General features: G+C 65.2%; 24 protein-coding genes, 1 tRNA gene, 1 pseudogene and 1 riboswitch. Of the genes and pseudogenes, 8 read left to right on the top strand and 18 right to left on the bottom strand.

Features of this window, described 5'->3' with window-relative positions:
• Positions 1-47: 47 nt before the first annotated feature.
• The 6 genes and pseudogenes from AC0L2F_RS08355 to AC0L2F_RS08330 form a co-directional block, all read right to left on the bottom strand.
• Positions 48-980, bottom strand: coding sequence for a sugar-binding protein (locus AC0L2F_RS08355; RefSeq protein WP_473248086.1), 933 nt, complete (start codon positions 978-980; stop codon positions 48-50).
• Between the two features lie 89 nt (positions 981-1069).
• Positions 1070-2140: an ABC transporter permease gene (locus AC0L2F_RS08350; protein ID WP_473248085.1), complete on the bottom strand. Its 1071-nt coding sequence runs from the start codon at positions 2138-2140 to the stop codon at positions 1070-1072.
• Positions 2141-2899 carry an ATP-binding cassette domain-containing protein gene (locus AC0L2F_RS08345; protein ID WP_007604929.1) on the bottom strand — a complete coding sequence of 253 codons (759 nt, stop codon included), beginning with the start codon at positions 2897-2899 and terminating at the stop codon, positions 2141-2143. It lies immediately after the preceding gene.
• A 12-nt stretch (positions 2900-2911) separates the two neighbouring features.
• Positions 2912-4234 carry a xylose isomerase gene (gene xylA / locus AC0L2F_RS08340; protein ID WP_473248084.1) on the bottom strand — a complete coding sequence of 441 codons (1323 nt, stop codon included), beginning with the start codon at positions 4232-4234 and terminating at the stop codon, positions 2912-2914.
• A complete protein-coding gene (xylB, locus tag AC0L2F_RS08335) occupies positions 4235-5689 on the bottom strand; it encodes a xylulokinase (RefSeq protein ID WP_063994507.1) in 1455 nt (484 codons plus the stop codon). It lies immediately after the preceding gene.
• A gap of 82 nt (positions 5690-5771) precedes the next feature.
• Positions 5772-6831, bottom strand: a pseudogene (locus tag AC0L2F_RS08330) (LacI family DNA-binding transcriptional regulator).
• 112 nt (positions 6832-6943) lie between these two features.
• On the opposite strand from AC0L2F_RS08330, the gene AC0L2F_RS08325 reads away from it, so the two are divergent.
• On the top strand, positions 6944-7471 hold the full coding sequence (locus tag AC0L2F_RS08325) for a DUF1003 domain-containing protein (protein WP_473248083.1): 528 nt from the start codon (positions 6944-6946) through the stop codon (positions 7469-7471).
• A 1-nt stretch (position 7472) separates the two neighbouring features.
• Here the strand turns inward: AC0L2F_RS08325 and AC0L2F_RS08320 are convergent, their stop codons facing one another.
• From AC0L2F_RS08320 to AC0L2F_RS08300, 5 genes are all read right to left on the bottom strand, one after another.
• Positions 7473-7940 (bottom strand): GNAT family N-acetyltransferase, encoded by a 468-nt coding sequence (locus AC0L2F_RS08320; protein WP_473248082.1) that lies wholly within the window; start codon positions 7938-7940, stop codon positions 7473-7475.
• Between the two features lie 226 nt (positions 7941-8166).
• Positions 8167-8973, bottom strand: coding sequence for a hypothetical protein (locus AC0L2F_RS08315; protein WP_473248081.1), 807 nt, complete (start codon positions 8971-8973; stop codon positions 8167-8169).
• Positions 8970-10031, bottom strand: a complete 1062-nt coding sequence (locus AC0L2F_RS08310) for a TAXI family TRAP transporter solute-binding subunit (protein ID WP_473248080.1) — start codon at positions 10029-10031, stop codon at positions 8970-8972. Before AC0L2F_RS08310 ends, AC0L2F_RS08315 begins: the two co-directional genes overlap by 4 nt.
• Before the next feature lie 27 nt (positions 10032-10058).
• A complete protein-coding gene (locus AC0L2F_RS08305; RefSeq protein ID WP_007604918.1) occupies positions 10059-10592 on the bottom strand; it encodes a DsrE family protein in 534 nt (177 codons plus the stop codon).
• A gap of 276 nt (positions 10593-10868) precedes the next feature.
• Positions 10869-10942, bottom strand: a tRNA-Gly gene (locus tag AC0L2F_RS08300).
• A gap of 171 nt (positions 10943-11113) precedes the next feature.
• Between AC0L2F_RS08300 and AC0L2F_RS08295 the strand changes: the two genes are divergently transcribed.
• The 5 genes from AC0L2F_RS08295 (at position 11114) to AC0L2F_RS08275 (ending at position 14112) form a co-directional block, all read left to right on the top strand.
• Positions 11114-11692, top strand: coding sequence for a methylated-DNA--[protein]-cysteine S-methyltransferase (locus AC0L2F_RS08295; RefSeq protein WP_473248079.1), 579 nt, complete (start codon positions 11114-11116; stop codon positions 11690-11692).
• A 9-nt stretch (positions 11693-11701) separates the two neighbouring features.
• Positions 11702-12541 carry a helix-turn-helix transcriptional regulator gene (locus tag AC0L2F_RS08290; RefSeq protein ID WP_473248078.1) on the top strand — a complete coding sequence of 280 codons (840 nt, stop codon included), beginning with the start codon at positions 11702-11704 and terminating at the stop codon, positions 12539-12541.
• Positions 12542-12597: 56 nt separating this feature from the next.
• Positions 12598-12957: a VOC family protein gene (locus AC0L2F_RS08285; protein ID WP_473248077.1), complete on the top strand. Its 360-nt coding sequence runs from the start codon at positions 12598-12600 to the stop codon at positions 12955-12957.
• Positions 12958-13100: 143 nt separating this feature from the next.
• Complete coding sequence (locus AC0L2F_RS08280; RefSeq protein WP_473248076.1) at positions 13101-13502, top strand: SRPBCC family protein; 402 nt, start codon at positions 13101-13103, stop codon at positions 13500-13502.
• 100 nt (positions 13503-13602) lie between these two features.
• Positions 13603-14112, top strand: a complete 510-nt coding sequence (locus AC0L2F_RS08275; protein ID WP_473248075.1) for a hypothetical protein — start codon at positions 13603-13605, stop codon at positions 14110-14112.
• On the opposite strand, the gene AC0L2F_RS08270 is transcribed toward AC0L2F_RS08275, so the two are convergent.
• The 4 genes from AC0L2F_RS08270 to AC0L2F_RS08255 form a co-directional block, all read right to left on the bottom strand.
• Positions 14109-15554, bottom strand: a complete 1446-nt coding sequence (locus tag AC0L2F_RS08270) for an MATE family efflux transporter (protein WP_473248074.1) — start codon at positions 15552-15554, stop codon at positions 14109-14111. The two genes, AC0L2F_RS08275 and AC0L2F_RS08270, sit on opposite strands and share 4 nt — an antisense overlap.
• A 216-nt stretch (positions 15555-15770) precedes the next feature.
• Positions 15771-16823, bottom strand: coding sequence for a hypothetical protein (locus AC0L2F_RS08265; protein ID WP_473248073.1), 1053 nt, complete (start codon positions 16821-16823; stop codon positions 15771-15773).
• Positions 16824-16946: 123 nt separating this feature from the next.
• The gene (locus tag AC0L2F_RS08260) at positions 16947-17357 is read right to left on the bottom strand and encodes a PAS domain-containing protein (RefSeq protein ID WP_473248072.1); all 411 of its coding nucleotides are present in this window, start codon (positions 17355-17357) and stop codon (positions 16947-16949) included.
• A 104-nt stretch (positions 17358-17461) separates the two neighbouring features.
• Positions 17462-18598: a 2'-deoxycytidine 5'-triphosphate deaminase gene (locus AC0L2F_RS08255; RefSeq protein ID WP_155809444.1), complete on the bottom strand. Its 1137-nt coding sequence runs from the start codon at positions 18596-18598 to the stop codon at positions 17462-17464.
• 80 nt (positions 18599-18678) lie between these two features.
• Positions 18679-18758: riboswitch (SAM riboswitch) on the top strand.
• Positions 18759-18828: 70 nt separating this feature from the next.
• On the opposite strand from AC0L2F_RS08255, the gene AC0L2F_RS08250 reads away from it, so the two are divergent.
• Positions 18829-20025: an O-succinylhomoserine sulfhydrylase gene (locus AC0L2F_RS08250; RefSeq protein ID WP_007615678.1), complete on the top strand. Its 1197-nt coding sequence runs from the start codon at positions 18829-18831 to the stop codon at positions 20023-20025.
• Positions 20026-20172: 147 nt separating this feature from the next.
• On the opposite strand, the gene AC0L2F_RS08245 is transcribed toward AC0L2F_RS08250, so the two are convergent.
• From AC0L2F_RS08245 to AC0L2F_RS08235, 3 genes are read right to left on the bottom strand one after another with little or no spacing between them, the layout of a single operon-like run.
• The gene (locus AC0L2F_RS08245) at positions 20173-21165 is read right to left on the bottom strand and encodes an SGNH/GDSL hydrolase family protein (protein ID WP_473248071.1); all 993 of its coding nucleotides are present in this window, start codon (positions 21163-21165) and stop codon (positions 20173-20175) included.
• Between the two features lie 12 nt (positions 21166-21177).
• Positions 21178-21957: an SGNH/GDSL hydrolase family protein gene (locus AC0L2F_RS08240; protein WP_473248070.1), complete on the bottom strand. Its 780-nt coding sequence runs from the start codon at positions 21955-21957 to the stop codon at positions 21178-21180.
• Positions 21957-23222 carry an OpgC domain-containing protein gene (locus AC0L2F_RS08235; RefSeq protein WP_473248069.1) on the bottom strand — a complete coding sequence of 422 codons (1266 nt, stop codon included), beginning with the start codon at positions 23220-23222 and terminating at the stop codon, positions 21957-21959. The genes AC0L2F_RS08240 and AC0L2F_RS08235 overlap by 1 nt, the downstream gene beginning before the upstream one ends.
• A gap of 205 nt (positions 23223-23427) precedes the next feature.
• Here AC0L2F_RS08235 and apaG point away from each other — a divergent pair, with 205 nt between their 5' ends.
• Positions 23428-23820 carry a Co2+/Mg2+ efflux protein ApaG gene (gene apaG, locus AC0L2F_RS08230; RefSeq protein ID WP_473248284.1) on the top strand — a complete coding sequence of 131 codons (393 nt, stop codon included), beginning with the start codon at positions 23428-23430 and terminating at the stop codon, positions 23818-23820.
• The last annotated feature ends 182 nt before the right edge of the window (positions 23821-24002 follow it).

The following is a 24002-nucleotide window of genomic DNA, read 5'->3' as shown; positions in this document are numbered from 1 at the left end:
ACCGCAAGCGGGAGAGGCACGCGAGGAGCGCGGGGCTGGGGACGCTCCTATTTCAGCATCTTCGCGACGTTGTCCTTGGTCACGAGATCGAGGCCGGTATAGATGATCTCCGGCACCTTCTGGCCCTTCTTGATCGCCAGCAGAGTGTCCATCGACTTCTCGCCCATCTCGAACGGGCGCTGGCCGGTCAGCGCGTTGGAATAGCCATCGCGCAGCAGTTCGAGCTGCATCTTCAGCGTGTCGGCGACGACGAGGGTGAACTTGCCGGCATCGATGTCCTTCTTGTTCTTGTTGACGAAGGCCTTGTAGCCCTCGGGCGCGAACATCGGCCAGCCGCCGACCGGTACGATCGCGGCGAGGTCCGGCGTCGCGATGCGCAGGTCTGCCATCTGCTGAACCGCAAGCGCGGAATCGTCGTTGCAGAAGGTCGGCGACCCAGCGACCTCGACCCATCTCGAACCCTTGAGCGCTTCCCGCACGCCGTCGACGCGCTCGGCGAGGTTCTTGGCGCCCGGACCGCCGGAGACCACGGCATATTTGCCGCCCTCGGGCCGGAGCTGCAGCAGCTGCTTGCCCAGTGCGAGACCGAAGTCCTTGTTGTTGGTGCCGATATAGGCGATGCGCTTGGAGCCCGGCGCATCTGCGTCAAACGTGATGACGGGGATGCCGGCCGCGGCTGCCGCGTCGATCGACTTGGTCATCGCCGCAACGTCGGCGACCGAGATCGCAAGCCCATCCACCTTCTGCGTGATGAAGTCCTGGATGATCTGCGCTTGTGTCGCCGGCTCGTGCTCGATCGGCCCCTTGTAGATACATTCGACGTTGCCGAGCTCCTTGGCGCGCTTGAGGCAGCCATCGCGCGCCACGTCGAAGAACGGATTGTTCATCGCCTTGGGCACGACCGCGAACTTGTAGGTCTGGGCGAACGCCGGCGTTGCCATCATCGCGACGGCCATGCCAGCCAGAAGTAATTTCCTCATAGTTTCCCTCCACACTTGTGATGCCTATCCTTTGAAAGTTTCCGGGAGGCGGATAGACGTTAAATCGTTATTCTCCCGGAAAAGTCGTCTCAAGTCATGCGCGACCGGATGCGGTCGACCAGCACGGCGAGGATGATGATCACGCCCACCAGCGTCTGCTGCCAGTAGGAGTTGACCTGCGCGAGCACGAGGCCGTTGCGGATCACCTCGAGCAGCACGCAGCCGACGATGGCACCGAGCGGCCCGCCGACGCCGCCGGCCAGGTTGGCACCGCCGATGACGGCCGCGGCGATCACGTTCAGCTCGTACGAGGTCGCCATGTTCGCGGGCGCCGATCCGAGCCAGCCCGAGATGATGATGCCCTGCAGCCCCGCGGCGAGCGCGCAGACCACATAGACCTGGATCTTGACGCGCACGACCGGGATGCCGGTCAGCTCGGCCGCCTTCTCATTGCCGCCGAGCGCGAAGACATGGCGGCCGAAGGAGCTGTGATGCAGCACGACCGCCATGATCGCGGCGAGGATCACCAGGTAGATGAAGGGCATCGGCACGCCGAATATGTCGCCCGAGGTGAGCGCATAGAAATAGTTGGCATCGGGGCCCCCAGGGAAACTGCCGCGGCCGTTCGAGACGACATAGGCGAGCCCTCGCACGATCGAGAGCATGCCGAGCGTGGTTACGAACGGCGACAGTCCCAACACCGCGATGCAGAAGCCGTTGACGAACCCGACGAGCAGCGCGACCACCAGCCCGGCCAGCACCGAGAGCAGCAAGATCAGGCCCGGCACATTGGCAACCGCGGTCTTACCGTCGGCGGCCAAGTGGACGAACGGCGATCCGGGCGCCGACAGCTCCACCATCACCATTGAGGTGATCATGGCGGAAAAGCACATCATCGAACCGACCGAGAGGTCGATGCCGCCGGTGATGATGACGAAGGTGATGCCAAGGGTGGCGATGGCGATGAAGGAAAAGTTCTTCGCCACGTTCTGCATGTTGCCTTGGGTAAAGAAATAGGGGCTCGCAAAATGCATCACGAGGAGCAGCACTGCGAGCGCGACCAGGACGTAACCGGTCTGCGAGGCGAACAGGCCGCGCTGCCACCATCTGACCTTGCCGATGTTGGTGAACGTGATCGGAGATTCCAATTGCATCGCCATTTACGCAGCCTCCTTCGCGCCGGTGATGAGGGCGGTCACCTCCTCGGGGCTGGTGTCCCGGATCGGCTTGTCGGCACGCTTCTCGCCGCGACGCATGACGATGACGCGGTCGCACACCGCGAACACGTCGGGCATGCGGTGCGAGATCAGCATCACGGCAACGCCCTGCTCCTTCAGCCGGTGGATCAGGCCGAGCACCTGCTCGACCTGGCGGACCGAGATCGCGGCCGTGGGCTCGTCCATCATGACCAGCTTCGCGTTGGAGAGCCGCGTCCGCGCAATCGCAACCGCCTGGCGCTGGCCGCCCGACATCTGCTTGACGAGGTCGTCGGGGCGCGTCTCCGAACGCAGCTCCCCGAACAGCTCCAGCGCACGCGCCGCCATCGCCTTGTGGTCGAGCAACGCGAACGGCCCGATCCTGCGCTTCAGCTCGCGGCCGAGAAAGACGTTGGCCGCCGCCGTGAGATTGTCGGCGAGCGCAAGGTCCTGATAGACCACCTCGATGCCGACGCCGCGGGCATCGACGGGCCGGTTGAAATGAACCGCGCTGCCGGCGAAACGGATTTCGCCGTGGCTGGGGCGGAAATTGCCGGCGATGATCTTGACCAACGTCGACTTGCCCGCGCCGTTGTCGCCCATCAGGCCGACGACCTCGCCGGGGAGGACGTGCATGTCGACTTCATGCAGCGCGCGGATCGCGCCGAACTCCTTGCCGATGCCGGTCAGCTCGAGGACCGGTGTCGCTTGTGCATTTGTCATCAGCGGCCTTCCTCAGACGTAGCGGTTGACGAGGGATTCCAGATATTCCTGCCGGCCCGAGCGCGGCTGCGGGTCAAAGCCCGGGCCGTGCGCGCGGTCGGCAAGTTCGGCGAGCGAGCGCTGGCCGCCGAGAATGGCGCGGCCCTCTGGCCCGGCCCATCCCTCGTAGCGTTTCGCGAGCGGCGCAGTGAGCACGCCGGCGTCGAGCATGTCCGCAGCGGCGAGCAACGCCCGCGCGCAGGCGTCCATCGAGCCGACATGGGCATGGATCAGATCGTCGGGATCGATCGACTGGCGGCGAATCTTGGCGTCGAAATTCAGCCCGCCCGAGCTGAAGCCGCCGCGGCTCAGGAGCTCGTGGAACACCAAGGCAAGCTCGGGCACGTTCATCGCGAACTGGTCGGTGTCCCAGCCGAGCAGATCGTCGCCGCGGTTGATGTCGAGCGAGCCAAACACGCCCAGCGCCTCCGCGAGCGCGACCTCGTGATGGAAAGAGTGGCCGGCGAGGATGGCGTGGTTCTGCTCGATGTTGAGCTTGACGTCCTTCAGCAGGTCGTAACGCGCGAGGAAGCCGTAGCAGGTGGCGACGTCGAAATCGTATTGATGCTTGGTCGGCTCCTTCGGCTTCGGCTCGATCAGGATCGGTCCCTTGAAGCCGATCTTGTGCTTGTGCTCGACGACCAGCGAGACGAAGCGGCCGAGTTGGTCGAGCTCGCGCTTGAGATCGGTGTTGAGCAGCGTCTCGTAGCCCTCGCGCCCGCCCCACAGCACGTAATTCTGGCCGCCCAGACGGTGCGTCACCTCCAGGGCGGCGCGGACCTGGCCGGCGGCATAGGTGAATATCTCGGGATCTGGATTGGTGGCCGCGCCCGCCATGTAGCGGCGATGCGTGAACAAATTGGCGGTACCCCAGAGCAGGCGCACTTTGCTCGAGGCCATCTTGGCCTCGAACAGATCGGCGATGGCATTGAGGTTGGCGACGGATTCCGCCAGTGAGTTCCCTTCCGGCGCCGCATCGACGTCGTGGAAGGTGAAGAAGGGCACGTCGAGCAGCCGGAACAGCTCGAAGGCGACGTCGGCCTTGGCGCGCGCCTGCGCCATCGCATCGGCGCCGTGGTGCCAGGGCCGCAGGAACGTCTCGCCGCCAAAGGGATCGCCGCCGGGCCAGCACAACGAGTGCCAATAGCAGACTGCAAAGCGCAGATGGTCCTCCATCCTGCGGCCATGGACGAGGCGGTCCTTGTCGTACCAGCGGAAGGCGGGCGCGTTGTCCGCATCCTTGCCGGCGAAGGCGACAGGTACGCTCGTATCGAAGAATTTCGCTGACGCATTCACTTAGGCACACTCCTTCAACGCAGGATAAAGCTCGCGCCAGCGGCGATAGGCCTCGTCATAGGCCGCAGCCACGGATGCGCGAGGCGTAAAGCTCGCGAGCCGACGCGGACGGGTGCAAACCGCAGCCGCGTCTTCGCCGGTGGCGGCGAGCCGGCCGAGCCTGGCGGCGCCGAGCGCCGCACCGACCTCGCCCTCCTCGACGCGGTGGACGGGAATGCCGAGCACATCGGCGCAGATCTGCGCCCACAGCGGCGAGCGCGAGCCGCCGCCGACGAGATCGACCTCGGGAAGCGGACCGCTGGCCGTGCTCAGCGCCGCCAGATTGTCGCGCGCGGCGAAGGCGACGCCTTCGAGCACGGCCTGAACGATCTGGGAGCGCCCGGTCGCACCGCGCAGGCCGACGAAGGCGCCGCTTGCGGCGGCATCGTTGTGCGGCGTGCGCTCGCCGTCGAGATAAGGCAGGAATTGGACCGGGCTCGGTCCATCGACACGCTCGCCGAGCGGTGCCAGCAGCGCTGCGGCCGGTGTCTCCATCACGCCCGCGAGCCAGGCCAGCGAAGCCGCAGCCGACAGCATCACGCCCATCTGATGCCAGCGGCCGGGCAGTGCGTGACAGAACGCATGGACCGCCGAGGCCGGCGCCGGTGCAAACCGATCCGTGACGCGGAACACCACACCTGAGGTTCCCAGAGACAGAAACGCATCGCCCGGCGCGATGGCGCCGAGCCCGATCGCGCTCGCGGCATTATCGCCGGCGCCGCCGGCGATAACGACATCCTTTGCCATGCCCCAGCGTTGCGCGTAGTCCGGCGCGAGCGTCGCGCTGACCTCGCTGCCCTCGACCAAGCGCGGCATGTGATGAAGGTCGAGCCCGGTGGCATGCAGCAGCAGGGCCGACCAGCGGCGCAGACCGACGTCGAGCCACAGCGTGCCGGCCGCGTCCGACATGTCCTCGATCATCTCGCCGGTCAGGCGATAGCGGACATAGGCCTTGGGCAGCAGCACCTTTGCGACGCGCGCGAAGATTTTCGGCTCGTGCCTGGCGACCCAGAGCAGCTTCGGCGCGGTGAAGCCGGGCATGGCCAGATTACCGGCGATCGCGTGCAGCGATGGGCAGCGCCGCTCCAGCGCGACGCATTCGGCGTGCGAGCGGCCGTCGTTCCAGAGGATCGCGGGACGCAGCGGCCGTCCATCCTCGTCCAGCAACGTCGCACCATGCATCTGGCCCGAAAGCCCGATGCCGCGCACCCGCGCGACCTCACGCGGATGGCGGGCGGCAAGATCGTCGACCGCGCCGACCGCCGCATCGACCCAGCCGTCGGGATCCTGCTCGGACCACAGCGGCGCGGGATGCGACAGCGCAAGCTCGCGCACCGCCGTCGCGAGAACCGCGCCGGCTTCGCTCACGAGCACCGCTTTCACACCTGATGTGCCGATGTCGATTCCGAGATACACGCCATCCTCCCTTTCGCCTGTTACGGTGCGCGAACTCAAAGTCGCCTTATCCGCAACGGGTCGTTTTGAATTCCACCTGCCGCTAAGGCAGATTCTCTCGCATCACGATGTCGATCCTGATCTTCTCCTGTTCGCGCAAGATCGGCTCGCCACGCGCGAGCGCGAGCAGCACGCGCACGGCGGCGCGCGCTTCGTGTCCGGGGTTCTGCGAGATCGCGGCATGCATCACGCCCTGCAGCAACAGCCGGCGCGTCAGCGCGGTGAGGTCGTGTCCGACGAACACCACCTGCTTGTCGCGACCGGCATCGCTCAATGCCTTCTCGTTCAACGCGTTGGCGACACCTTGCGTGCCGGCGCCGACATTATAAAGGCCCACAATGTCGGCATGCCGGCTCAACAGCCGCGCCAACACCTGCTCCGAACGCGCGTCCTCGTCGCGCCCTTCGAGCACCGGCAGCACGCTGAGGCCGGGGAATTCCGACGCCATCACCTGATTGAAGCCAAAAATGCGCTCGGCATGGTCGCGCAGGCCCTGTGAGTCCGCGACGATCGCAACCTTGCCGGACTTTTGTCCCACCAGCCGCCCGACCAGCGCGCCGGCGGTGCGCCCGGCGGCAATGTTGTCGATGCCGACATAATGGTGCCGGCGCGACGAGGGCACGTCCGAGACCAGCGTCACGACCTTGGCGCCGGCACCGACGAGATCGTCGATGGCGGCGCGGACGCCGGGATGGTCGAGCGCCACCACGGCGATGCCGTCGTAATCCTCCGAGAGCCCTTCCAGGGAAGCCGCGAGCACGGACGGATCGAATACATCGGTTGCGACCGTCTCGACGCCAAGGCGACGGGACGACAGCCAGCCCGACATCTCGCCGAGATAGTCCTGGATCTGCTGCATGAACGGGTTCGGTCCCGATGGCATCACGAAGGCGAAACGGCGGGCGCGGCCGCGGGCGAGCTCGGCGGCGGCCACATGCGGCTGGAACGAATTGCGCTCGATCGCCTCTTTGACGCGCCGGACCGTATCCGGCCGCACGCCCGGGCGATTGTGCAGGACGCGGTCCACCGTCGCGAGGCTGACGCCGGCCTGGCGGGCGATGTCCTTTCAGCGTCAGCGCGGTGGTGGTGAGCGTATCGGCCATGACTGAAGGCTAGCAGAGGTGTTTTGAGGTACGCAACTCATTTTGAGGGGCGGCGGGCATTTTCCCGCGGCATTGCCCAGGAACAGCCGCTTCCGTCCGCCGTTGCTGCCCCGTGCGTAGCGATATCACCCATGATCCCGGCGAGGGATTGAGCCCGACACTCGAGCGCAATATCGAGGCCCTAGTCGAGCGCCGTCGCCGCGAGCAGCGCGCGGCCAGGGGTCAGGAAAGGGTTGCCGATGCGATCACGGCGTTCACCGGCAGCATGGCGTTCGTCTATCTCCATGTCGCGGTGTTCGGCTTCTGGATCATCGCCAATCTGCATTGGCTGCCTGGAATCCCGGCCTGGGACGAGAGCTTCGTGGTGCTGGCGATGATTGCTTCGGTCGAGGCGATCTTCCTGTCGACATTCGTGCTGATCTCGCAGAACCGCATGAGCGCAGCAGCGGACAAGCGCGCCGATCTCGATCTCCAGATCAGTCTTCTCGCCGAGCACGAATTGACCAAGGTTGCCCGCCTCCTCACGCAAATCGCCGAGCGGCTCGACGTCCAGCCCGACTCGCAGCGGGATCTGGAGGAGGCAAGCCGGGACATCGCCCCCGAGCGCGTGCTCGACAGGATCGAGGAGACGCGTTCCTGAGCTATCGGCTCGCCGACAGGTCCAGGGTCAGGAACAGGCTGTTGGGATCCTCGACATAGCCCTGGAACGGGCCGCAGAGGACAAAGCCATGTGCCCGGTAGAGCGCTTGCGCTGGCTTGAAATAGTCCCACGAGCCGGTTTCGAGGCTGAGCCGCGCCATGCCGCGCGCACGGGCTTCCGTGATGATGTGGCGGAGCATCTCAGCGCCAAAGCCGCGTCGCCGCGTGGTCTGGAGCGTATGCATCGACTTCACCTCGCCATGCCCGGCTGACAGCGTCTTCAGCGCCCCGACGGCGACCAGCGTCTCGCCGTCCCAGCCGGTCCAGAACGCGATGTCGGGCGCGCGCAGCCCGGAGAGATTGAGCGCATGGGCGCTGCCCGGCGCGGTCTGCGCCCGCGCCGCCGTGACGTGATGATCGAGCAGCGCGATGACGCGCGGATCAAAGGTGTCGCCGGTGCGGATCTGCATCGTCAGGTTACCCAAGGGCTTTATATAGCATCAGCAACATCACGTTTTCGCGCAAGAGGCGCCGCGGGGCGTGATGACGAAATAGCGCGCGTCCTGTCTGTCTCCTTTCGAAGATCGCCGCGCGCATCACGTCGAAATCCAGGCAGTCGCTGCCGAGCAGACGAGAATAGAATGCTAATATATTAGAATCCGGACGCGCGCGAATGCGCCCTCGGCGAAAAATCCGTCATCGCCCTCGGGATTCGACGGTCGCATTTGTCCAGCGACAGGCGCTTGCGAGCCTGGCGCGGACAGCATCGATGCCGGCAAGTTCGAAGGTCGCACTGATGTTGCGCCCGGCACCGTCGGCTACGGCGATAGACGTTCTTCCGACGCGCAATGCGCGCACCAATTCGACCGGGTCCTCTGCCATGGAGGCGGTACGACCGTCAGATGCCAATCGCCACCGCATTGGCGGCGCCGTTGCCTGTCCGGGAGAGATTGCGACCTCGACTTCTCCTCCGCGCAAAGCGCGCCAGAGGCCATTGGCACCGAGGGTCAGCTCGGTCCGCAGGTTGCGGCAACGCAGCACGAGCACTTCAGGTGCGTTGGCTATCACCGGAGGAAGCGCATACAATTTAGCGACGAAAAGCGGCGAGAAGTCCCTTGGAGACGTGGTTTCGCTGATCAACCAACCCCCGGCGATTGAAGGTCCCGCAGGTGCGCCGTCCCGATTGGCCGGTGCCGGTGCCGGTTCGGCGGGAGGTGGCAACGGCGGCATGAGGGCGTGGGGTTTGGAAGGCGTATCGCCGGGTTGCCTGACCTCGTCTTTGTTGGCGAACAGGCTATCGAGGCACTGTTTCTCCGCGCTGTGTGCCTTCAACCTGCATCCGAGACGGATCGAGGTGTCGATGCCCGCCTGATCGCATGCGGCTTCCGCCATACGGGTTTCGGCAAAGCACTGGTCCAGACCTTTAAGCGTGCTTGAGGCGGACTGACCATGGGCTTCCGCGATCTCAAGGCTGGCAACCAGGACGGCGGCGAGCCGTCTCATGGACGTCCCGTCCGATTGGCCATCCGGGGATCCTGCCAGCTCTCGGCCGCCTTCAGGCGCTGCAGTCCGGGAACGCCCGCACCGGGATTGGCCTGCTTCCACTTCGGGTCGAAGCCGGGCTCGCGCAACTGGTCGAGCCTGCCAAACAACTCGCTGACGAAGGCCGTGACGCGGTCGTATCGCGGTGTGCCCGGATTCCAGTTATAGGCGACCAGAATCGTGGGCACCGCGATCGTCTCGATATCGCCCCCCGCATGAACCAGAGCGGGATAGTCGGCCGGTGTGAGCGAGGCGGGCACGTAATAGTCCGCCAGCTTCGGACCCCACGGCACAGCCAGGAACTTGAAGCCCTCGTCCCATTTGCGCTTCACGAACGCGTCTACCGGCTTGGACGTGACGAAAACCACGGCCGCCATTTCGCCCTTGCGCATCTGCTCCAGCGCGACCGGGTGAGGCACGAAGATCTTCTCCACCTCGATGCCCAGGCGGCTGAAGATGAGCGGGCCCGAATAGGCAGCAGCAGTGCCCTGCGTGTTAAAGTTCACCTTCTTGCCCGCGAGGTCGGCGAGCGAGTTGATCTCGGGGCGCGCAAACACGTGCAGCTCCGAGGGAAACAGGTTCATCACGTGCACGATGCGTTTTTCGATCTCGGGCACCTGCGCACGATACTCCTCGAGCGAATCGCTGTTGATGATCGCGATATCGATCCCCTTTAGGTAAAGCAGATCGTTGACGTTCTCAGTCGGTCCGCGCGTCACCACCGGAAGCACATGCACCTTGTTGCCTTCGTTGACGACGCGTGAGATCTCGGTGGCGAAGCGGAGCGGCGCGCCTTCAAGGAGACCGGCGGCTAATGCGACTGTGCCCGCATTGACGCGATCTCTCACCTCTTCCTCAGCACTCCGAGGTTGAACGAGCCGCACGGCGCGGCTGCCGCGCGGCGGCCCGGATGCGGGCGGCTCGGCTACCGACTTGCCAACCGTCCTGTTGGCATTCTGCGCCATAGCGGGCAGCGCGAGCAACGACAGGACCAGCACGAACATCAGCTTGCGCATCATCCCGGCCTCCTCTCCGTTCGCTCCGGTCTAGGGCCGGACGTAGCTCCAGCCCTTCTCCTGCAGCTCCATCATGCGCACGACACCCGAAGCAACCATGGAAGCCTCCGGCAGCAGCTCGAGCGGCTTGCCTTCCTTTTTTTCCATCCCTTCCCGGGTGACGCCGCATGCGGCGAAGCGAACCTTGTTCGGGAAGGCGATGTCCGTCATGGCGTGAATGCGATCGGCGACGGGCGTCGTGTCCTTGCGCAGCATGTGCAATCCCGGACCGAACGCCACGATCTCGACGTCGGCCTCTTCGCCCTTCTTGCGGTAATAGTCGAGCACATTGGTGGCGTTGTTAAGCGCGAGATTCATCACGGCGGCATCGTTCTGGTTGACCTGGATCACGAGCCGGTGCGGCGCCGGCTTCACCGGGTGCACGGCTGCTTGCTTCCTCGGGATCATGGCGTGGGCAGAACTCGCAGAGGCCGGCGGCTGTTGCACCGAGCTCATGGCGTATACCGAGCTGATTGCGAATGTGGCGAGCATCGCTGCGGCGATATGGATTCGTGCATCAGGCATGGACCATCTCCGTCTGCGATTTGCGCTCGACCCGGAGTGCAACTCGCTTGATCCGGACCAGGCCCTCAGTGAGCCCGCAGGTGTTGCGCACTGGACTTGCGCTGGCGGTGACCCGGACCGGGAAACATGAACTCCCGGCCCGCCCTTCGACAGCCTGCAGTTCGTGCTAAGCGCAATGGATTAAGCGCAGCGAGCGTCAGCTCCACGTCCCATTGCGCCCGGGCGGATCGCCAAGGGAGACTTCAAGTCAATGCGACTGTGCTGCGGACAAGGCTTTGGAGCGGGCGAAGGGAATCGAACCCTCGTATGCAGCTTGGGAAGCTGCCGTTCTACCATTGAACTACGCCCGCGGATGCGCAGCCTGCGCCCGCTCTGATTAGCCGAGACGGCGCATCTCGCCAAGCGCTTTGGCGCAGCCCGCCTGGCCCTTCTTAAGTTTCCAGTAAGATTTTGGGTGCGCCGGATTGTGGCGGTGTTATGATCGCCTGTCTGGGGAGACGTGCACTGAGTGGGGCGTGTGCATGGTGGGGCGTGGCTACGCGATATTCGACACGACCATAGGGCGCTGCGGCATCATCTGGAGCAGCAGCGGTATCGTCGCCGTGCAATTGCCGGAGGCGCGGGAGATCGACACCCGCCGCCGGATTTTCCAGGTCCATCCCGAGGCGCGCGAGCAGCGGCCTTCCGCGAACGCCGAGTTCGCGATCGAGGGCATCGTGGGCTTGCTGCAAGGCAGCGATGCTGATTTCTCCGAGGTCAGCCTCGACGCGAGCGGGGTGCCCGGCTTCAATCGGCGGGTCTATGAAGCCGCCTGCGCCATCCCGCGCGGGGAGACGCGCACCTATCACGAGATCGCCAAGGTGCTGGGCGCCTCCGGCGCCGCGCATTCGGTAGCCCAGGCGATCGCGAAAAATCCCTACATGCTGATCGTGCCCTGCCACCGGGTGCTGGAGGCCGGCAATTACACCGACCGGCTTTCGCCCTATGGCGGCGTGATCTCCAAGCGGCGGCTGCTGTCGCTGGAGGGCGCCCATCCGATCGCCAGCAAGACGCTGTTCGACGTCCTGCTGCCCGTTGCCCCGCCGAGACCCTCCACCTAGATAGGTGGCATGGACGCAACCACGCTGCTGACGACGCCCTCGATGACGGTCTCCGAGTTTCGCTGCGACGCGGGACCGGACGACAGCCCATTTGCGGAGTGTCGCACCGGCCATTCCATCGCCTATGTCCGCGCGGGCAGCTTTGGCTGTCATTGCCGCGCCGGCTTCTTCGATCTGGTGGCGGGCTCGATGCTGGTCGGCGCGCCGGGCGAGGAATACACCTGCACGCATGAGCATGTCGCCGGCGACGTCTGCCTGTCCTTTTTCCTCAATGAGGAGCTGGTCGAGGCGCTCGGCGGCCGGCGCGACGTCTGGCAGGTTGGCGCGACGCCACCGCTGCCCGAGCTGATGGTGCTGGGCGAACTGGCCCAGACGGCGGCAGATGGCAACAGCGATCTCGGTCTCGACGAGGTCGGGCAGATCCTCGCCGGCCGTTTCGTCGATGTCGTCTCGGGCAAGGCGCGCAAGCCGACGACGCCGACCGCGCGCGACCGCCGCCGTGCCGTGGAAGCCGCGCTGTGGATCGACGCCAATTCGCACGCCGAGGTCGACCTCGAACAGGCCGCGCGGCATGCAGGCCTCAGCCCCTTCCACTTCCTGCGGCTGTTCTCGGCCGTGCTCGGCGTCACCCCGCATCAATATCTGGTGCGCTCGCGGCTCCGACATGCGGCGCGGCTGCTTACCGACGACGACATCGCAGTCACCGACATCGCCTATGACGTTGGCTTCGGCGATCTCTCCAACTTCGTCCGCACATTCCACCGCGCCGCCGGCGTATCGCCGACCAAGTTCCGTCAGGCCTCGAAGGGAGAGCGCAAGATTCTCCAAGAGCAACTCGCCCTCAACTGACTAGGTTCGTCTCCGGCGCGCGCCGATTGCGGCGCGCTTTGGAAATGGAGACGACCATGTACGACCATATCGGACTGCGTGTTGCCGACCTCGACGCCGCCACGCGCTTCTACACCGCGGTGCTGGCGCCGCTCGGTTGCGTCCTGTGCTCGAGTGGCGATGGTTATGCCGGCTTCGGGCCGAAGGGCGAGCCGGCGCTGTCGCTGCACCAGAACAAGGGGCGCAAGGCCGATGGCGCGCATATCGCGTTTCGCGCAGGCGATCATGATTCAGTCAAGGCATTCCACAGCGAGGGCTTGAAGAGCGGCGGTCGCGACAATGGCGGCGCCGGCCCGCGCAAGGATTACAGCCCGACTTACTACGCGGCGTTCTTGATCGACCCTGACGGCAACAATGTCGAGGCGGTTTGTGTGTGATTTCACAACTAGCGAGCACTCGTAGGGTGGGCAAAGCGCAGCGTGCCCACCATCGCGTGCGACAGTGCCTATGAATGGTGGGCACGGCGCGCGAAGAGCGCGCCTTTGCCCACCCTACGAACTTCCCAATCAAGGACACCTTCATGGCCTCCATCCACAACGACATCCCCCTCTCCGCTTCCGCGCAAGACGTCTGGGATGCGGTACGCGATTTCGGCGCGCTGCATCGGCGGCTGGCGCCGGGCTTCGTCACGGCCTGCACGCTCGACGGCGACGCGCGCGTCGTCACCTTCGCCAATGGCTCGGTGGCGCGCGAGGTGCTGGTCGATTGCGACGATGCGCGGCAGCGGCTGGTCTACGCGATCAACAACGAGCGGCTGAAGCATTACAGCGCCTCGGTGCAGGTGATCGCCGAGGGCGAGGCGAGATGCCGCCTGGTTTGGATCATCGACATGCTGCCGAACGAGCTCGCGCCCTATGTGCAGGGACAGACCAAGGACGCCGTCGCCGCCATACACCGAGCATTCCCAGCCGCGGCTGCGTGATCTTTCTCACAGAGCCCAGCCCTCGTCCGCAATAACCATGGCGGCGTGCGTCCGGTTGGCTCCGCTCTCCAGGCGGCGCCACGCACGCGAGGAGCAGGCCATGAGAGGTGCGGACAAGGTGATCTGCCAGGCGGCCGCCGTGCTGCTGATGTTTTCGATTTCGAGCGCGCCGGCAAAGGCGCAGTTCCTCGGCGGCGGCGGTGCCGGCGGCGAGGACATGATGACCCAGATGGCGCCGATGCTGGAGATGATGAAGGCCAAGATGGGCAAGCGCCGCTTCGGCATGATGATGCAGACCATGGGCCCGATGATGAGCCGCATGATGGAGAATGGCGGTGGTGGTCTTGGTGGCATGATGGGCGCCGGCGGAATTGGCGGCCTCGGCGGCGGCAATCTCGGCGGCGGTTTCGGGGCACCCAATTACGGCGGCTACGCACCGATGGGCGCAGGCGGATACATGCCGACCGGAATGGGCGGCATGGGCGGCGGCGATATCATGGGCATGATCGGCGGCGCCGGTGGCGGCGACATGATGGCGATGATTCCGCAACTGATGCGCCTCGCCAATGTCGGCGGCGGTGGCGGCCATCGCCGCCACAGGCACCGCTAGTCCACGGCGGTCGACAGCGCCGGCCTGATCGCAGATTTGGTTTGGCGCGGTCCCCAGCGTGTCAGCACCACGCTGGAACACGAGAGCAGGCCGAGCACGACCATCGAGCTCGCCGCCAGCCAGAAGAAGTTTTGCGCGGTGGCATCATGAGTCGACAGCCACCAGCCGACCGCCGCGATGTAGATCAGCCGCGCGGTCTGCGCCAGCACCGGGCCGATCACCTTCGCAGCACCCTGCGACGAGAAATACATCGTCGAGGCGAGGCCGATGAAGGCGTAGAACGGCGCCACCGTCGACAAATATTGATGGCTGGTGGCGCGCACGGTCGCGCTGTCGGTGAAGATGTTGACCCAGAGATCGGGGAAGGCCGCGACCAGGCACGCCGGCGCGCCGACGGCGACGAAGGCGCTCGCGCCTGCGATCCAGGCAATGCGCCGGGCGCGGGCGATGCGGCCGGCGCCGACCGCCATGCCGATCATCGGCACCGAGGCGATGCCGAACGAGAACGCGATCGAGGTCAGCAGGAATTCCAGCCGCGCACCGATGCCGTAGCCGGCCAGGATCGCCGTACCGAATTTCGCAAGCATGTGGGTGAAGATCGAGATCGTCAGCACCGATTGCAGCGGCGAGAAGCAGGCGATGGCGCCCACTTTGAGGATGTCGAAAAACATCGCCCATTGGATGCGAAGTCCGCGCAGCTTCGGCGTCACGCGGGCGCGGCCGGAGAACAGGTACCAGCCCATCACGCCGATATTCATGCAATAGGCAATCAGCGCGCCGGCGGCGACGCCGCGCATGCCGAATTGCGGCACCGGACCGAGCCCGAGGCCGAGCGTGCCGCCGAGCACGATCTGCCAGGCCGCGGAATTGAGGATCAACAGCGACGGCAGCTTCATGTTGCCGGTGCCGCGCAGGACGCCGGCCATGGTGTTGAGCAGCCAGGGCAGCACCGCACCGCCGAAAAATACCTGGGTGTAGGCGATCGCATGCGTCAGCACATCGCCGCGGCCGCCGAGCATTTCCAGAACGCGCGGCCCGAAGATCAGCATGCCCAGCATGAAGACGAGGCCGAAGCTGATGCCGATCAGCAGCGCGTGCGCGGCGAGCGTCCCGGCACGCTCGCGATCGCCGGCGCCGAGCGCGCGCGCGATGGCGGAGGCCACCGCGCCGCCCATCGCACCGCCCGACATGGTCATGGTCAGGATCACTGTCGGAAACACCAGCGCCATCGCGGCCAGCGCTTCCACACCAAGACGTCCGATATAGGAGGTCTCCGCAATTACCGTGCAAGTGCCGGCGGAGAGCGCGACCACGTTGGGCCAGGCAAGTCCGAGCAGCGTGCGCAGGATCGGCCCGTCCATCAGCGCGCTCCTCACGGGGCGCGGAGGCGGCGGCAGCGGACGCTCCTGTTCATCGACCGGAATCTCGGCGATGTCTGACATGTCCTCTCCGGGAGAAAGCGCCATTTGCGGCGCGGCAATGCGTAGGTGTGCCAATGAATTGGTTCGCGCGCAGGGCGCAACGAGAGGCTTGTTAGCACGACACGCAGCGATTCCTCCTGCGCTAGGTGCAGGCGTGCCCTGCGGCAGCGCATTTCAGCCCGTGGAATTGCGACTCTCAGTCTCCGTGGGGCCATCCTTCGAGACGCCCGCGCGGCATTACCCAATCGTCCAGACCAATGGCGGACGGCCGGGCGGTGTCGGGGACAGGTGCACGCCGATGTGCCGCCCGCATCCGGCCGCAAGCCCTTCGAACAACCCCGCCAGTACTTTGGCGCAAGCAGGGTGGTTATCGGCGACGCCGTCCATCAACTTCCAGCTCTGCTGACGGATTTCGAATGTGCCTTCGGATTGCGTCGTCTCAGCCACATCTTCCTGCGCGACAAACAGCGCGTCGAGGAACGTCGCGAACTCGCCCGCACCGCCGCGGCCCATCGACAGCGCCGCAGCGACCTCATCGAAATATTGCATCCCGATCAGCTTGCCCGTGAGGTGCAGGAGATAGCCCGCATCCTCCGGACCGAACAGCTGCACCATCACGGGCGCGGCGGTGCGCACATATTCCATCGCATAATTGCGATAGGCTTTTTCCAGTCGCGGTCTTGGCCAGCTTGCGACCGGCAAGGCCGGAGCCGCGGCGGCATCGAACAGCGGCGCTTCGAGATGCCGCGCGAACACGAGGCGCTGGTCGAGCTCGAGCGGGTGGTCGTATTGGTGATAGTAGCCTTCGAGCCCGTCCTGGCCGTCGACGCTCTGCTTGGTGCAGACGAACCCCAATCTGGTATCGCCGAGCGCCACACCATTGTTGGCGTGCCAGCCACGCAGCATCGCGCGCGAGACTTCGCCCGGCACGCCGCAGATGGCAGTGCCTTTCCAGATCCAGCGCGGCGGCGGATAGCGGATCCAGGCTTTGCGGTCGCTCTCATACATGTATTCGACGTGCACGCCGCCGATCCAGTTCGAGAGGTAGTGATATTGCGCGGCGGCGACTGCCGGCGGCAGATGGCTCAGCCCGAGCTTCTCCAGCCCCGGCAGGAAGCGCTCCTGCTGCTGGCGGCGGAACACGCGAAAGACGAACTCCGCAGCATCCGCCGTGCCGCGACGCGTGACCACGGTGAGGATCAGGCCGGTGAAATAGGCGTGATAGAGATCGGCAACCGCGCGCCAGCGCTTCCACTGAGCTTCCTGCGCGACGTCTGATGCGGCGGTCATGTTCGCTCCCGATCGTTGTTTTGATCGAGTGTGTCACTGCATCCGGCGACGGACAAGCCGAGCCGCACGCGGGGCGCCCTGCACGCCGGCGCGCCAATTCCGCATCACGAAGTTTGCGCAGCCCTAAATTTGCGCAGCCTTGGCGGCACGCTCGCGCTCGACGCGCTCGGTGACGTCGCGCGCCATCGCCACCGATCCCTGCACCACGCCAGCGGCGTCCCGCACCAGCGCAAAGGTCATCTCGATGTAGAGCTTGCGTCCGCCCTTGTGCAGCGCGCGGGTCAGTGTCGGCTTGCCCGCAAGCTTCATCGCGCCGCTGGCAAGCGCGGCCTCGAAACCCTTCCAGTGCGCGGCGCGCAGATGTTCGGGAATGATCAGGTCGAGATTCTGGCCCAGCGCTTCGTCCGCCGAGAAGCCGAACAGTGCGGACGATGCGCGATTCCAGCGCATGATGGTGCCGGAGCGATCCGAATAGATCAGCGCATCCGCGACGTCGTCGAGGATTTTTGCGTCGAGTTCGGATGAATTGGTCATGTCAGCACCTTGTAGCCCGGATGGAGCGCAGCGTAATCCGGGATCGTGCCACAAGTGAGACTTTCCCGGATGACGCTTGCGCTCATCCGGGCGAGGGGTGATCGCTACACCCGGAAATGCTTGCTCAGTTTCAAGCCCTGGGCCTGGTAGTTTGAGCCGATGCGCTGGCCGTACATGGCGTCGGGGCGGGCCAGCATCTTCTCGTAGACGAGGCGGCCGACGATCTGGCCGTGCTCGAGGATGAACGGCACCTCGCGCGAGCGCACTTCGAGCACGGCGCGCGAGCCCAGCCCGCCGGCGCCGGCATAGCCGAAGCCGGGATCGAAGAATCCGGCATAATGCACGCGGAACTCGCCGACCAACGGATCGAACGGCACCATCTCCGCGGCGTAATCGGGCGGCACCTGCACCGCCTCTTTCGACGCGAGGATATAGAACTCGCCTGGATCGAGGATCAGGCTGCCGTCGGGGCGGGCCGAGATCGGCTCCCAGAACTCCTCGACGGAATAGCCTGCGCGGCGATCGACGTCGATGACGCCGGTGTGGCGCTTGGCGCGGTAGCCGACGAAGCCGCCGCTCTTCTCGCCGGAAAGATCAACAGAGACGGCGACGCCGCCGGTGAGATCGGCATCGTCGATATCGACGAGACGCTCGGTCGCGTGCAGCGCCTCGAGGTCGTCGATGTTGAGGATGGCATCGCCGGTGCGGAAGCGCACCTGGCTCAAGCGCGAGCCCTCGCTGACCAGCACCGGGAACGTCTTCGGGCTGATCTCGGCATAGAGCGGGCCGTGATAGCCGGCACCGATCATGTCGAAGCGGCGGGTGCCGTCGGCGATCACGCGGGTGAAGACGTCAAGCCGGCCGGTCGAGCTCTTCGGGTTGGCGGCCGCGACGATCTCCGGCGGCAGCGCGAGGCTTTCGAGCAGCGGCACGATGTAGACGCAGTTGGTCTCCAGCACCGCGCCGTCGGCGAGACTGAACTCGTGCAGCTTCAACTCGTCGATGCGCTCGGCCACGGTGGCACCGGGACCGGGCAGGAAGCTGGCGCGAACGCGATAGGCGATGTCGCCGAGACGCAAATCGAGGCTCGCCGGCTGGATCTGGCTTTCGACGAAGTCGTAAGCGGGCAGGATGAGACCGCCCTCCGCCATCGCCGCGATCATGCGGTCGGGCAGGATACCATTGGCGTCGGCGGCAACCGTGAACGTCAACCCGGGGTCCTCATCAGGGATCAAACACATCCCGACATGCGGGAAATATGAGCGTTTTACGGCTATCCGATGGACGTCTTGACGGAAAGGGCATTGCGGAATATGAGCATGACTTATCCCGTGGTGATTTGAGCCGGCCGGCTTGCAGCCACGTTAAATAAGTCGCTAAACAGGCCGGGGACCTCTGTGATCCCGGCCCGTGGAGATATTCCAGGCCGGTTTTTTTGTGACCATTTTCGGTGGTCACTTCAGGAGGTCCTATGTCGAAGTCCCCGGCGCCAACCGCCCACTACCGTCCCGAAACCCGCCTGGTCCATTCCGGCACTTTGCGCTCGCAATATGGCGAGACCTCGGAGTCGCTGTTCCTGACCCAGGGCTACGTCTACAACAGCGCCGAGGAGTGCGAGGCGCGGTTCAAGGGCGAGGACCCCGGCTTCATCTATTCACGCTACTCCAATCCGACCATCTCGATGTTCGAGCGGCGCATGATCGAGCTCGAAGGCGCCGAAGCGGCCCGTTCAGCCGCGACCGGCATGGCCGCGGTGACGACCGCGATCCTGGCGCCGCTCAAGGCCGGCGATCACGTCGTGGCCTCGCGCGCGCTGTTCGGCTCGTGTCTCTACGTCGTGCAGGATTTGCTGCCGCGCTACGGCATCGAGACCACGCTGGTCGACGGCCTCGATCTCGACCAATGGCAGCGCGCCATGAAGCCGAACACCAAGACGTTTTTCCTGGAGAGCCCGACCAATCCGACGCTCGACGTGCTCGACATTCCCGGCATTGCCGAGATCGCGCACAGTGGCGGCGCGCGGCTCGTCGTCGACAACGTGTTCGCCACCCCGATCTGGCAGAGCCCGCTCGCGCTCGGCGCCGACGTCGTGGTCTATTCCGCGACCAAGCACATCGACGGCCAGGGCCGCTGTCTCGGCGGCATCATCCTGTCCTCGGAAGCGTTCATCGCCGAGCACATCCACAATTTCATGCGCCAGACCGGCCCGTCGATCTCGCCGTTCAACGCCTGGGTCCTGCTCAAGGGCCTGGAGACGCTCGCCGTGCGCGTGCGCGCGCAGACCGAGACGGCGGCGCGCATCGCGGACGTGCTGGCGAGCCATCCGAAGATTTCGCGGCTGGTGTTTCCCGGCCGCGCCGATCATCCGCAGGCTGCATTGGTGAAGAAACAGATGCGCGGTGGCTCGACGCTGGTCGGCCTCGAGGTCAAGGGCGGCAAGCAGGCGGCGTTCCGCGTGCTCAACGAGCTCAAGCTTGCCAAGATCTCGAACAATCTCGGCGACGCCAAGAGCCTCGTCACGCATCCGGCAACGACGACGCATCAGCGCCTGAAGCCGGAGGACCGCGCCGCGCTCGGCATCAGCGAGGGCTTCATCCGCTTCTCGGCCGGGCTCGAGCACGCGGACGATCTGATCGAGGATCTGACCGCGGCGCTGGAGAAGGCGTGAATTATTGTCGTCCCGGCGAAGGCCGGGACCCATAACCACAGGAAGCAGTTTGGCGAAGACCCAGAGTTAAGGGGGGGAGCGGTACGAACACCGCGCACCATTGATGGATCACGCGGTATGGGTCCCGGCCTTCGCCGGGACGACAAGTCACATCGGCCGATAGGTCCGCACGTCCGCGGGCACGTTGACGCCGAGCTTGATCTGGCCGACGGAGCGGATGATGTCGTCGCCGAGGAGCTGGGCGAAGCAGGCGTAGCCCCAATCGTTCATGTGCAGGCCGTCGGCGATCACGAAACTCTCGACCGGAAGCGATTGCTTTTCGTGCCAGTCGCGCATCACCTCGAAGCGCGGGAAGATGCCGACGTGACGGAGCTCGGCGACCTTGCCGAGCAGCTTCACCATCTTGCCGGCGCTCTCGGCGCGCTGGTTGACGGCCGGCGAATATTGCGGATCGACCAGCACGACGTCGGTGCCGCCGGCGGCCTGGATGCGGCTGATGCCGTCCTCGACCAGCTTCGCGGTATCGCCGGGATCGAGATTGCGCAGCACCGCATTGGTGCCGACCTGCCAGATCACCAGATCCGGATGCACGTCGATCACCTCTTTCTGGAGGCGCTTCATCATCTCGGGCGCGTCCTCGCCGCCGACGCCGGCATTGACGACGGTGATGTCGGCGGTTGGATAGTGCCGGTGCAGCTGCGCGGCAAGGCGATTGGGATAGTTGAACTCCGGCGAGCTGGCGCCGAATCCGGCGGTCGACGACGAGCCGAACGCGACGATGACGACGGGCTGGCCGGCGACGAGCTTGCCCGCGACATGCGGCAGCGAGCCCATTGCCTTCGCGCCGCCCTTCGGCGACAGGCAGGGGACACGGCTGAAGACGTCGCCGGCGGATTTCGCGACCTGCTTCACCTTGTCGATGGCGCGCGCCGTGATGCCGCGCTGATCGGGGGACGTCGCGGCGATGGTCGTCTGGGACGGTGAAGCGAGAGCCGGATCAGCCGACTGCTGCGGGGCCGGCGTTGCCTGTGCGGCCTGCGTCTGCGCGTGCGACTGCGAGGCCGGACTCAGCACCAGCAGCAGCGCTGCTGCGGGCACAGCCAGCCATGCCGTCAGGCAAAAAGGGCGGAGAGAACTCATTAACGCTAGACCTCAATTTTGCTGCTGGGCCGGCTCCAGATGCGCAGCGTCGATCACGAACTGTGCCAACGCCCGGCCGAGGCAATCATGGACCTGTTTCGCCAGCTCAGGCCCGCGCGACGGGCTGAACAGGTCGAACTGCCCCTGATCATTCCACTGCCGCATGATCGCGAACCGATCGAACAGCGGAATATCGTGCTCCTGCGCCACCACCCGCATATTGTCGAGGTATGGCGGCACCGAGATCATGGTTTCGGTACGCGGACTGTACTGCAAATTCATCAAGACGACGTCAGCCCCTGCCTTTTGCAACGCAACAACCCCTTCGGTCACCGCGCCACGAAAATCATCGGGATCGATGGCTCGGATAGCATCGACGGTCCCGGTCTGCCAGATGACCAAAGTAGGCGTTTTTGCTTCCATCAGCTTAACGAAGCTGGCGGCCGCCTCCTCGGCCGTCTTCTTGCTCTGTATTTCTACGGAGACGTGCACCGTCTCGGTCGGCGGCAGCTTGTCCTTCAGGATGGCCTGCATCCGCGCCGGATAAGAGGCGTCCTCGGAAGCCGGAATCGTGGTCGAACGGCTGCCGATGACCAGGATTTCGAGCGGCTTGCCGGCCTTGATGGCATCGGCGACCTTGGGAAGCTGGCTTTCGCTGGTGAGCAGATAGGACGGCACTTCACAGGCTGCGGGCACGGCTGAAGCAGCCGGCGCAGCATCATCCGCGCGCGCCGGAGGCGCGGCGAGACCACCGCACAGCAGGATCAGGCTCAGGAAAACCTTCGCCTTCATCAGCCCCCTCCCGCCATATCGGCGCTGCCGACGGCGCTTTTGGTTTTCGAACCGCTCTTGTCAGCCACCCGCTTGTACCACGAAATCAGCCAGGCCATGGCCCACATGATCAGGATTCCGGAGAGGCTAATGAGCGCATGCATGACCGGGCCGCCCGAGACCTCGGCCAGGATGAAATGGCCGGCAAAGGCGAGGAAGACGCCGAGACAGAATATCTCCAGGGAATGCGAGCCGCACAGGATCAGCGGCCGCAGCCAGGGCGATTTCAGGCCGGGCCAATCCCGCGGCAGGACGCGCACGGTGAGCGCGGCCAGCGCCAGGAAATGCGTGAAGCGCAGCACGTCGAGGTCGGCCTTGTCGATCGGATACATCCACTGCTCGAGCCGCTTCGGCATGAAGTGGGAGAGCTGCGGCACATACCAGGTCAGCGTCACGTAGAATGCCGCGGCCAGATAGGCGATCGCGATCCACATCGTCACCCGCGAAGCCAGGATGCGCGACATCCGTCGCGCACCTCCGAGCGCGCACCATGCCCCGAACACGAACAGCAATTGCCAGGCGAAGGGATTGAAGGCCCAGAAGCCGTTCGGATAGGCCGACAGGTAGAGATCGTATTCCCAGGTCACCGCGTAGAGCGCGACCGAGAGGCCGAGCGTCACGTCGGGGCGCCATTTCATCAGCCACAGGATCAAGGGCAGCGCCAGCATCAGCACGATGTAGAGCGGCAGCACGTCCATGTTGACGGGACGGAAGCGCAGCAGCAGCGCCTGCACGATCGTGACGTCGGGCTGCTTGAGGAAATCCATGATGCCCATCTCTTCGGTGTAGAGCGGGTTCTCGAACCTGGTCGCGACGTAGGAGATTTCGGCAAGGAAGATCGTGAACAGGAAGACGTGGGCGACGTAGATCTGCCAGACGCGCCGCAGGATGCGCGCGGTGGCGACGACGATGCCGGACTCCAGCATCGCCCGACCGTAGACGAAGGCGGCGGTATAGCCGGAGATGAAGATGAAGATCTCGGTGGCGTCGCTGAAGCCGTAATTGCGGATCGTGAACCAGGTCAGAAGGCTCGGCGGCAAATGGTCGATGAAGATCAGCCACAGCGCCAGGCCGCGGAACAGGTCCAGCCGGAGCTCGCGCTCGCCGATGGCGGGCAGCGAAATCGCCGGCGCGGCCGCGCGCCGCTTTGCCCCCGCGGATTTGACCTCCACAGGTTTAGCGGTTCCGGCGATCGTCGATCCCGTCACTTGGTCGGCAATGGTCATCGGGGGCCTAAAAACCCTTCCGCAAATCGCGACGTGGCAAGGAGTGTACCGGTCCGGCCGTCATCTCGCAAAGCGACCGGATCACATGCAAGTACACTTTGACGTACCCTTGGACGTGTACTTCCCTGCGAATTCTGGCGGGACGATGTCGCCAGGACCGCCTCCAGCGTTTGGTTCCGGAGCGGTTTTCGGTATGATGGCAATCATGTACCGCGCCGTGACCCGCCAGATCGAAGTGACCGTCGAGCCGAACTTTGTTCCGGAGCAGTCGTCGGCCGACCGCTCCCGTTATTTCTGGGCCTACACCGTCGTCATCACCAATTCCGGCGACGAGACCGTGCAGCTCAAGACGCGGCACTGGATCATTACCGATGCCAGCGGCCGGCAGCAGGAGGTGAAGGGCGAGGGCGTCGTCGGCGAGCAGCCGACGCTCGCCCCCGGCGAACGCTTCGAATACACCTCCGGCGTGCCGCTCACGACCGCCTCGGGCTTCATGACCGGCCGCTACCAGATGGTCAGCGCAACCGGCGAACGCTTCGAGATCGACGTGCCGACGTTCTCGCTGGACAGCCCGGACAACAAGCGGGTGTTGAATTGAGGGTGGCGGCGACGCGACCTTTTGGGGCAGGGCTTCCCCGATAGCGTCCCGACTCTCGTGTCCCGGACAAGCTGCAACGCGCGAGCGTTGCTGCGCAGAGCCGGGACCCAGGGGCGACACGGTACAATGCGGAGACATGGGCCCCGGCTCTGCAGCGCACCGTCGAAGGGACGCTGCGCTGC

It is taken from the genome of Bradyrhizobium sp. Ken64 (genome assembly GCF_055807555.1).
This window is presented reverse-complemented; position numbering and strand designations above follow the sequence as displayed.

Excerpts from the sequence above, each read along its gene's own strand:
- AC0L2F_RS08355 (WP_473248086.1), bottom strand. The coding sequence starts at position 980 with ATGAGGAAATTACTTCTGGCTGGCATGGCCGTCGCGATGATGGCAACG.
- AC0L2F_RS08350 (WP_473248085.1), bottom strand. The coding sequence starts at position 2,140 with ATGGCGATGCAATTGGAATCTCCGATCACGTTCACCAACATCGGCAAG.
- AC0L2F_RS08345 (WP_007604929.1), bottom strand. The coding sequence starts at position 2,899 with ATGACAAATGCACAAGCGACACCGGTCCTCGAGCTGACCGGCATCGGC.
- AC0L2F_RS08320 (WP_473248082.1), bottom strand. The coding sequence starts at position 7,940 with ATGCAGATCCGCACCGGCGACACCTTTGATCCGCGCGTCATCGCGCTG.
- AC0L2F_RS08315 (WP_473248081.1), bottom strand. The coding sequence starts at position 8,973 with ATGAGACGGCTCGCCGCCGTCCTGGTTGCCAGCCTTGAGATCGCGGAA.
- AC0L2F_RS08310 (WP_473248080.1), bottom strand. The coding sequence starts at position 10,031 with ATGATGCGCAAGCTGATGTTCGTGCTGGTCCTGTCGTTGCTCGCGCTG.
- AC0L2F_RS08305 (WP_007604918.1), bottom strand. The coding sequence starts at position 10,592 with ATGCCTGATGCACGAATCCATATCGCCGCAGCGATGCTCGCCACATTC.
- AC0L2F_RS08295 (WP_473248079.1), top strand. The coding sequence starts at position 11,114 with ATGGTGGGGCGTGGCTACGCGATATTCGACACGACCATAGGGCGCTGC.
- AC0L2F_RS08290 (WP_473248078.1), top strand. The coding sequence starts at position 11,702 with ATGGACGCAACCACGCTGCTGACGACGCCCTCGATGACGGTCTCCGAG.
- AC0L2F_RS08285 (WP_473248077.1), top strand. The coding sequence starts at position 12,598 with ATGTACGACCATATCGGACTGCGTGTTGCCGACCTCGACGCCGCCACG.
- AC0L2F_RS08280 (WP_473248076.1), top strand. The coding sequence starts at position 13,101 with ATGGCCTCCATCCACAACGACATCCCCCTCTCCGCTTCCGCGCAAGAC.
- AC0L2F_RS08275 (WP_473248075.1), top strand. The coding sequence starts at position 13,603 with ATGAGAGGTGCGGACAAGGTGATCTGCCAGGCGGCCGCCGTGCTGCTG.
- AC0L2F_RS08270 (WP_473248074.1), bottom strand. The coding sequence starts at position 15,554 with ATGTCAGACATCGCCGAGATTCCGGTCGATGAACAGGAGCGTCCGCTG.
- AC0L2F_RS08265 (WP_473248073.1), bottom strand. The coding sequence starts at position 16,823 with ATGACCGCCGCATCAGACGTCGCGCAGGAAGCTCAGTGGAAGCGCTGG.
- AC0L2F_RS08260 (WP_473248072.1), bottom strand. The coding sequence starts at position 17,357 with ATGACCAATTCATCCGAACTCGACGCAAAAATCCTCGACGACGTCGCG.
- AC0L2F_RS08255 (WP_155809444.1), bottom strand. The coding sequence starts at position 18,598 with ATGTGTTTGATCCCTGATGAGGACCCCGGGTTGACGTTCACGGTTGCC.
- AC0L2F_RS08250 (WP_007615678.1), top strand. The coding sequence starts at position 18,829 with ATGTCGAAGTCCCCGGCGCCAACCGCCCACTACCGTCCCGAAACCCGC.
- AC0L2F_RS08245 (WP_473248071.1), bottom strand. The coding sequence starts at position 21,165 with ATGAGTTCTCTCCGCCCTTTTTGCCTGACGGCATGGCTGGCTGTGCCC.
- AC0L2F_RS08240 (WP_473248070.1), bottom strand. The coding sequence starts at position 21,957 with ATGAAGGCGAAGGTTTTCCTGAGCCTGATCCTGCTGTGCGGTGGTCTC.
- AC0L2F_RS08235 (WP_473248069.1), bottom strand. The coding sequence starts at position 23,222 with ATGACCATTGCCGACCAAGTGACGGGATCGACGATCGCCGGAACCGCT.
- apaG (WP_473248284.1), top strand. The coding sequence starts at position 23,428 with ATGTACCGCGCCGTGACCCGCCAGATCGAAGTGACCGTCGAGCCGAAC.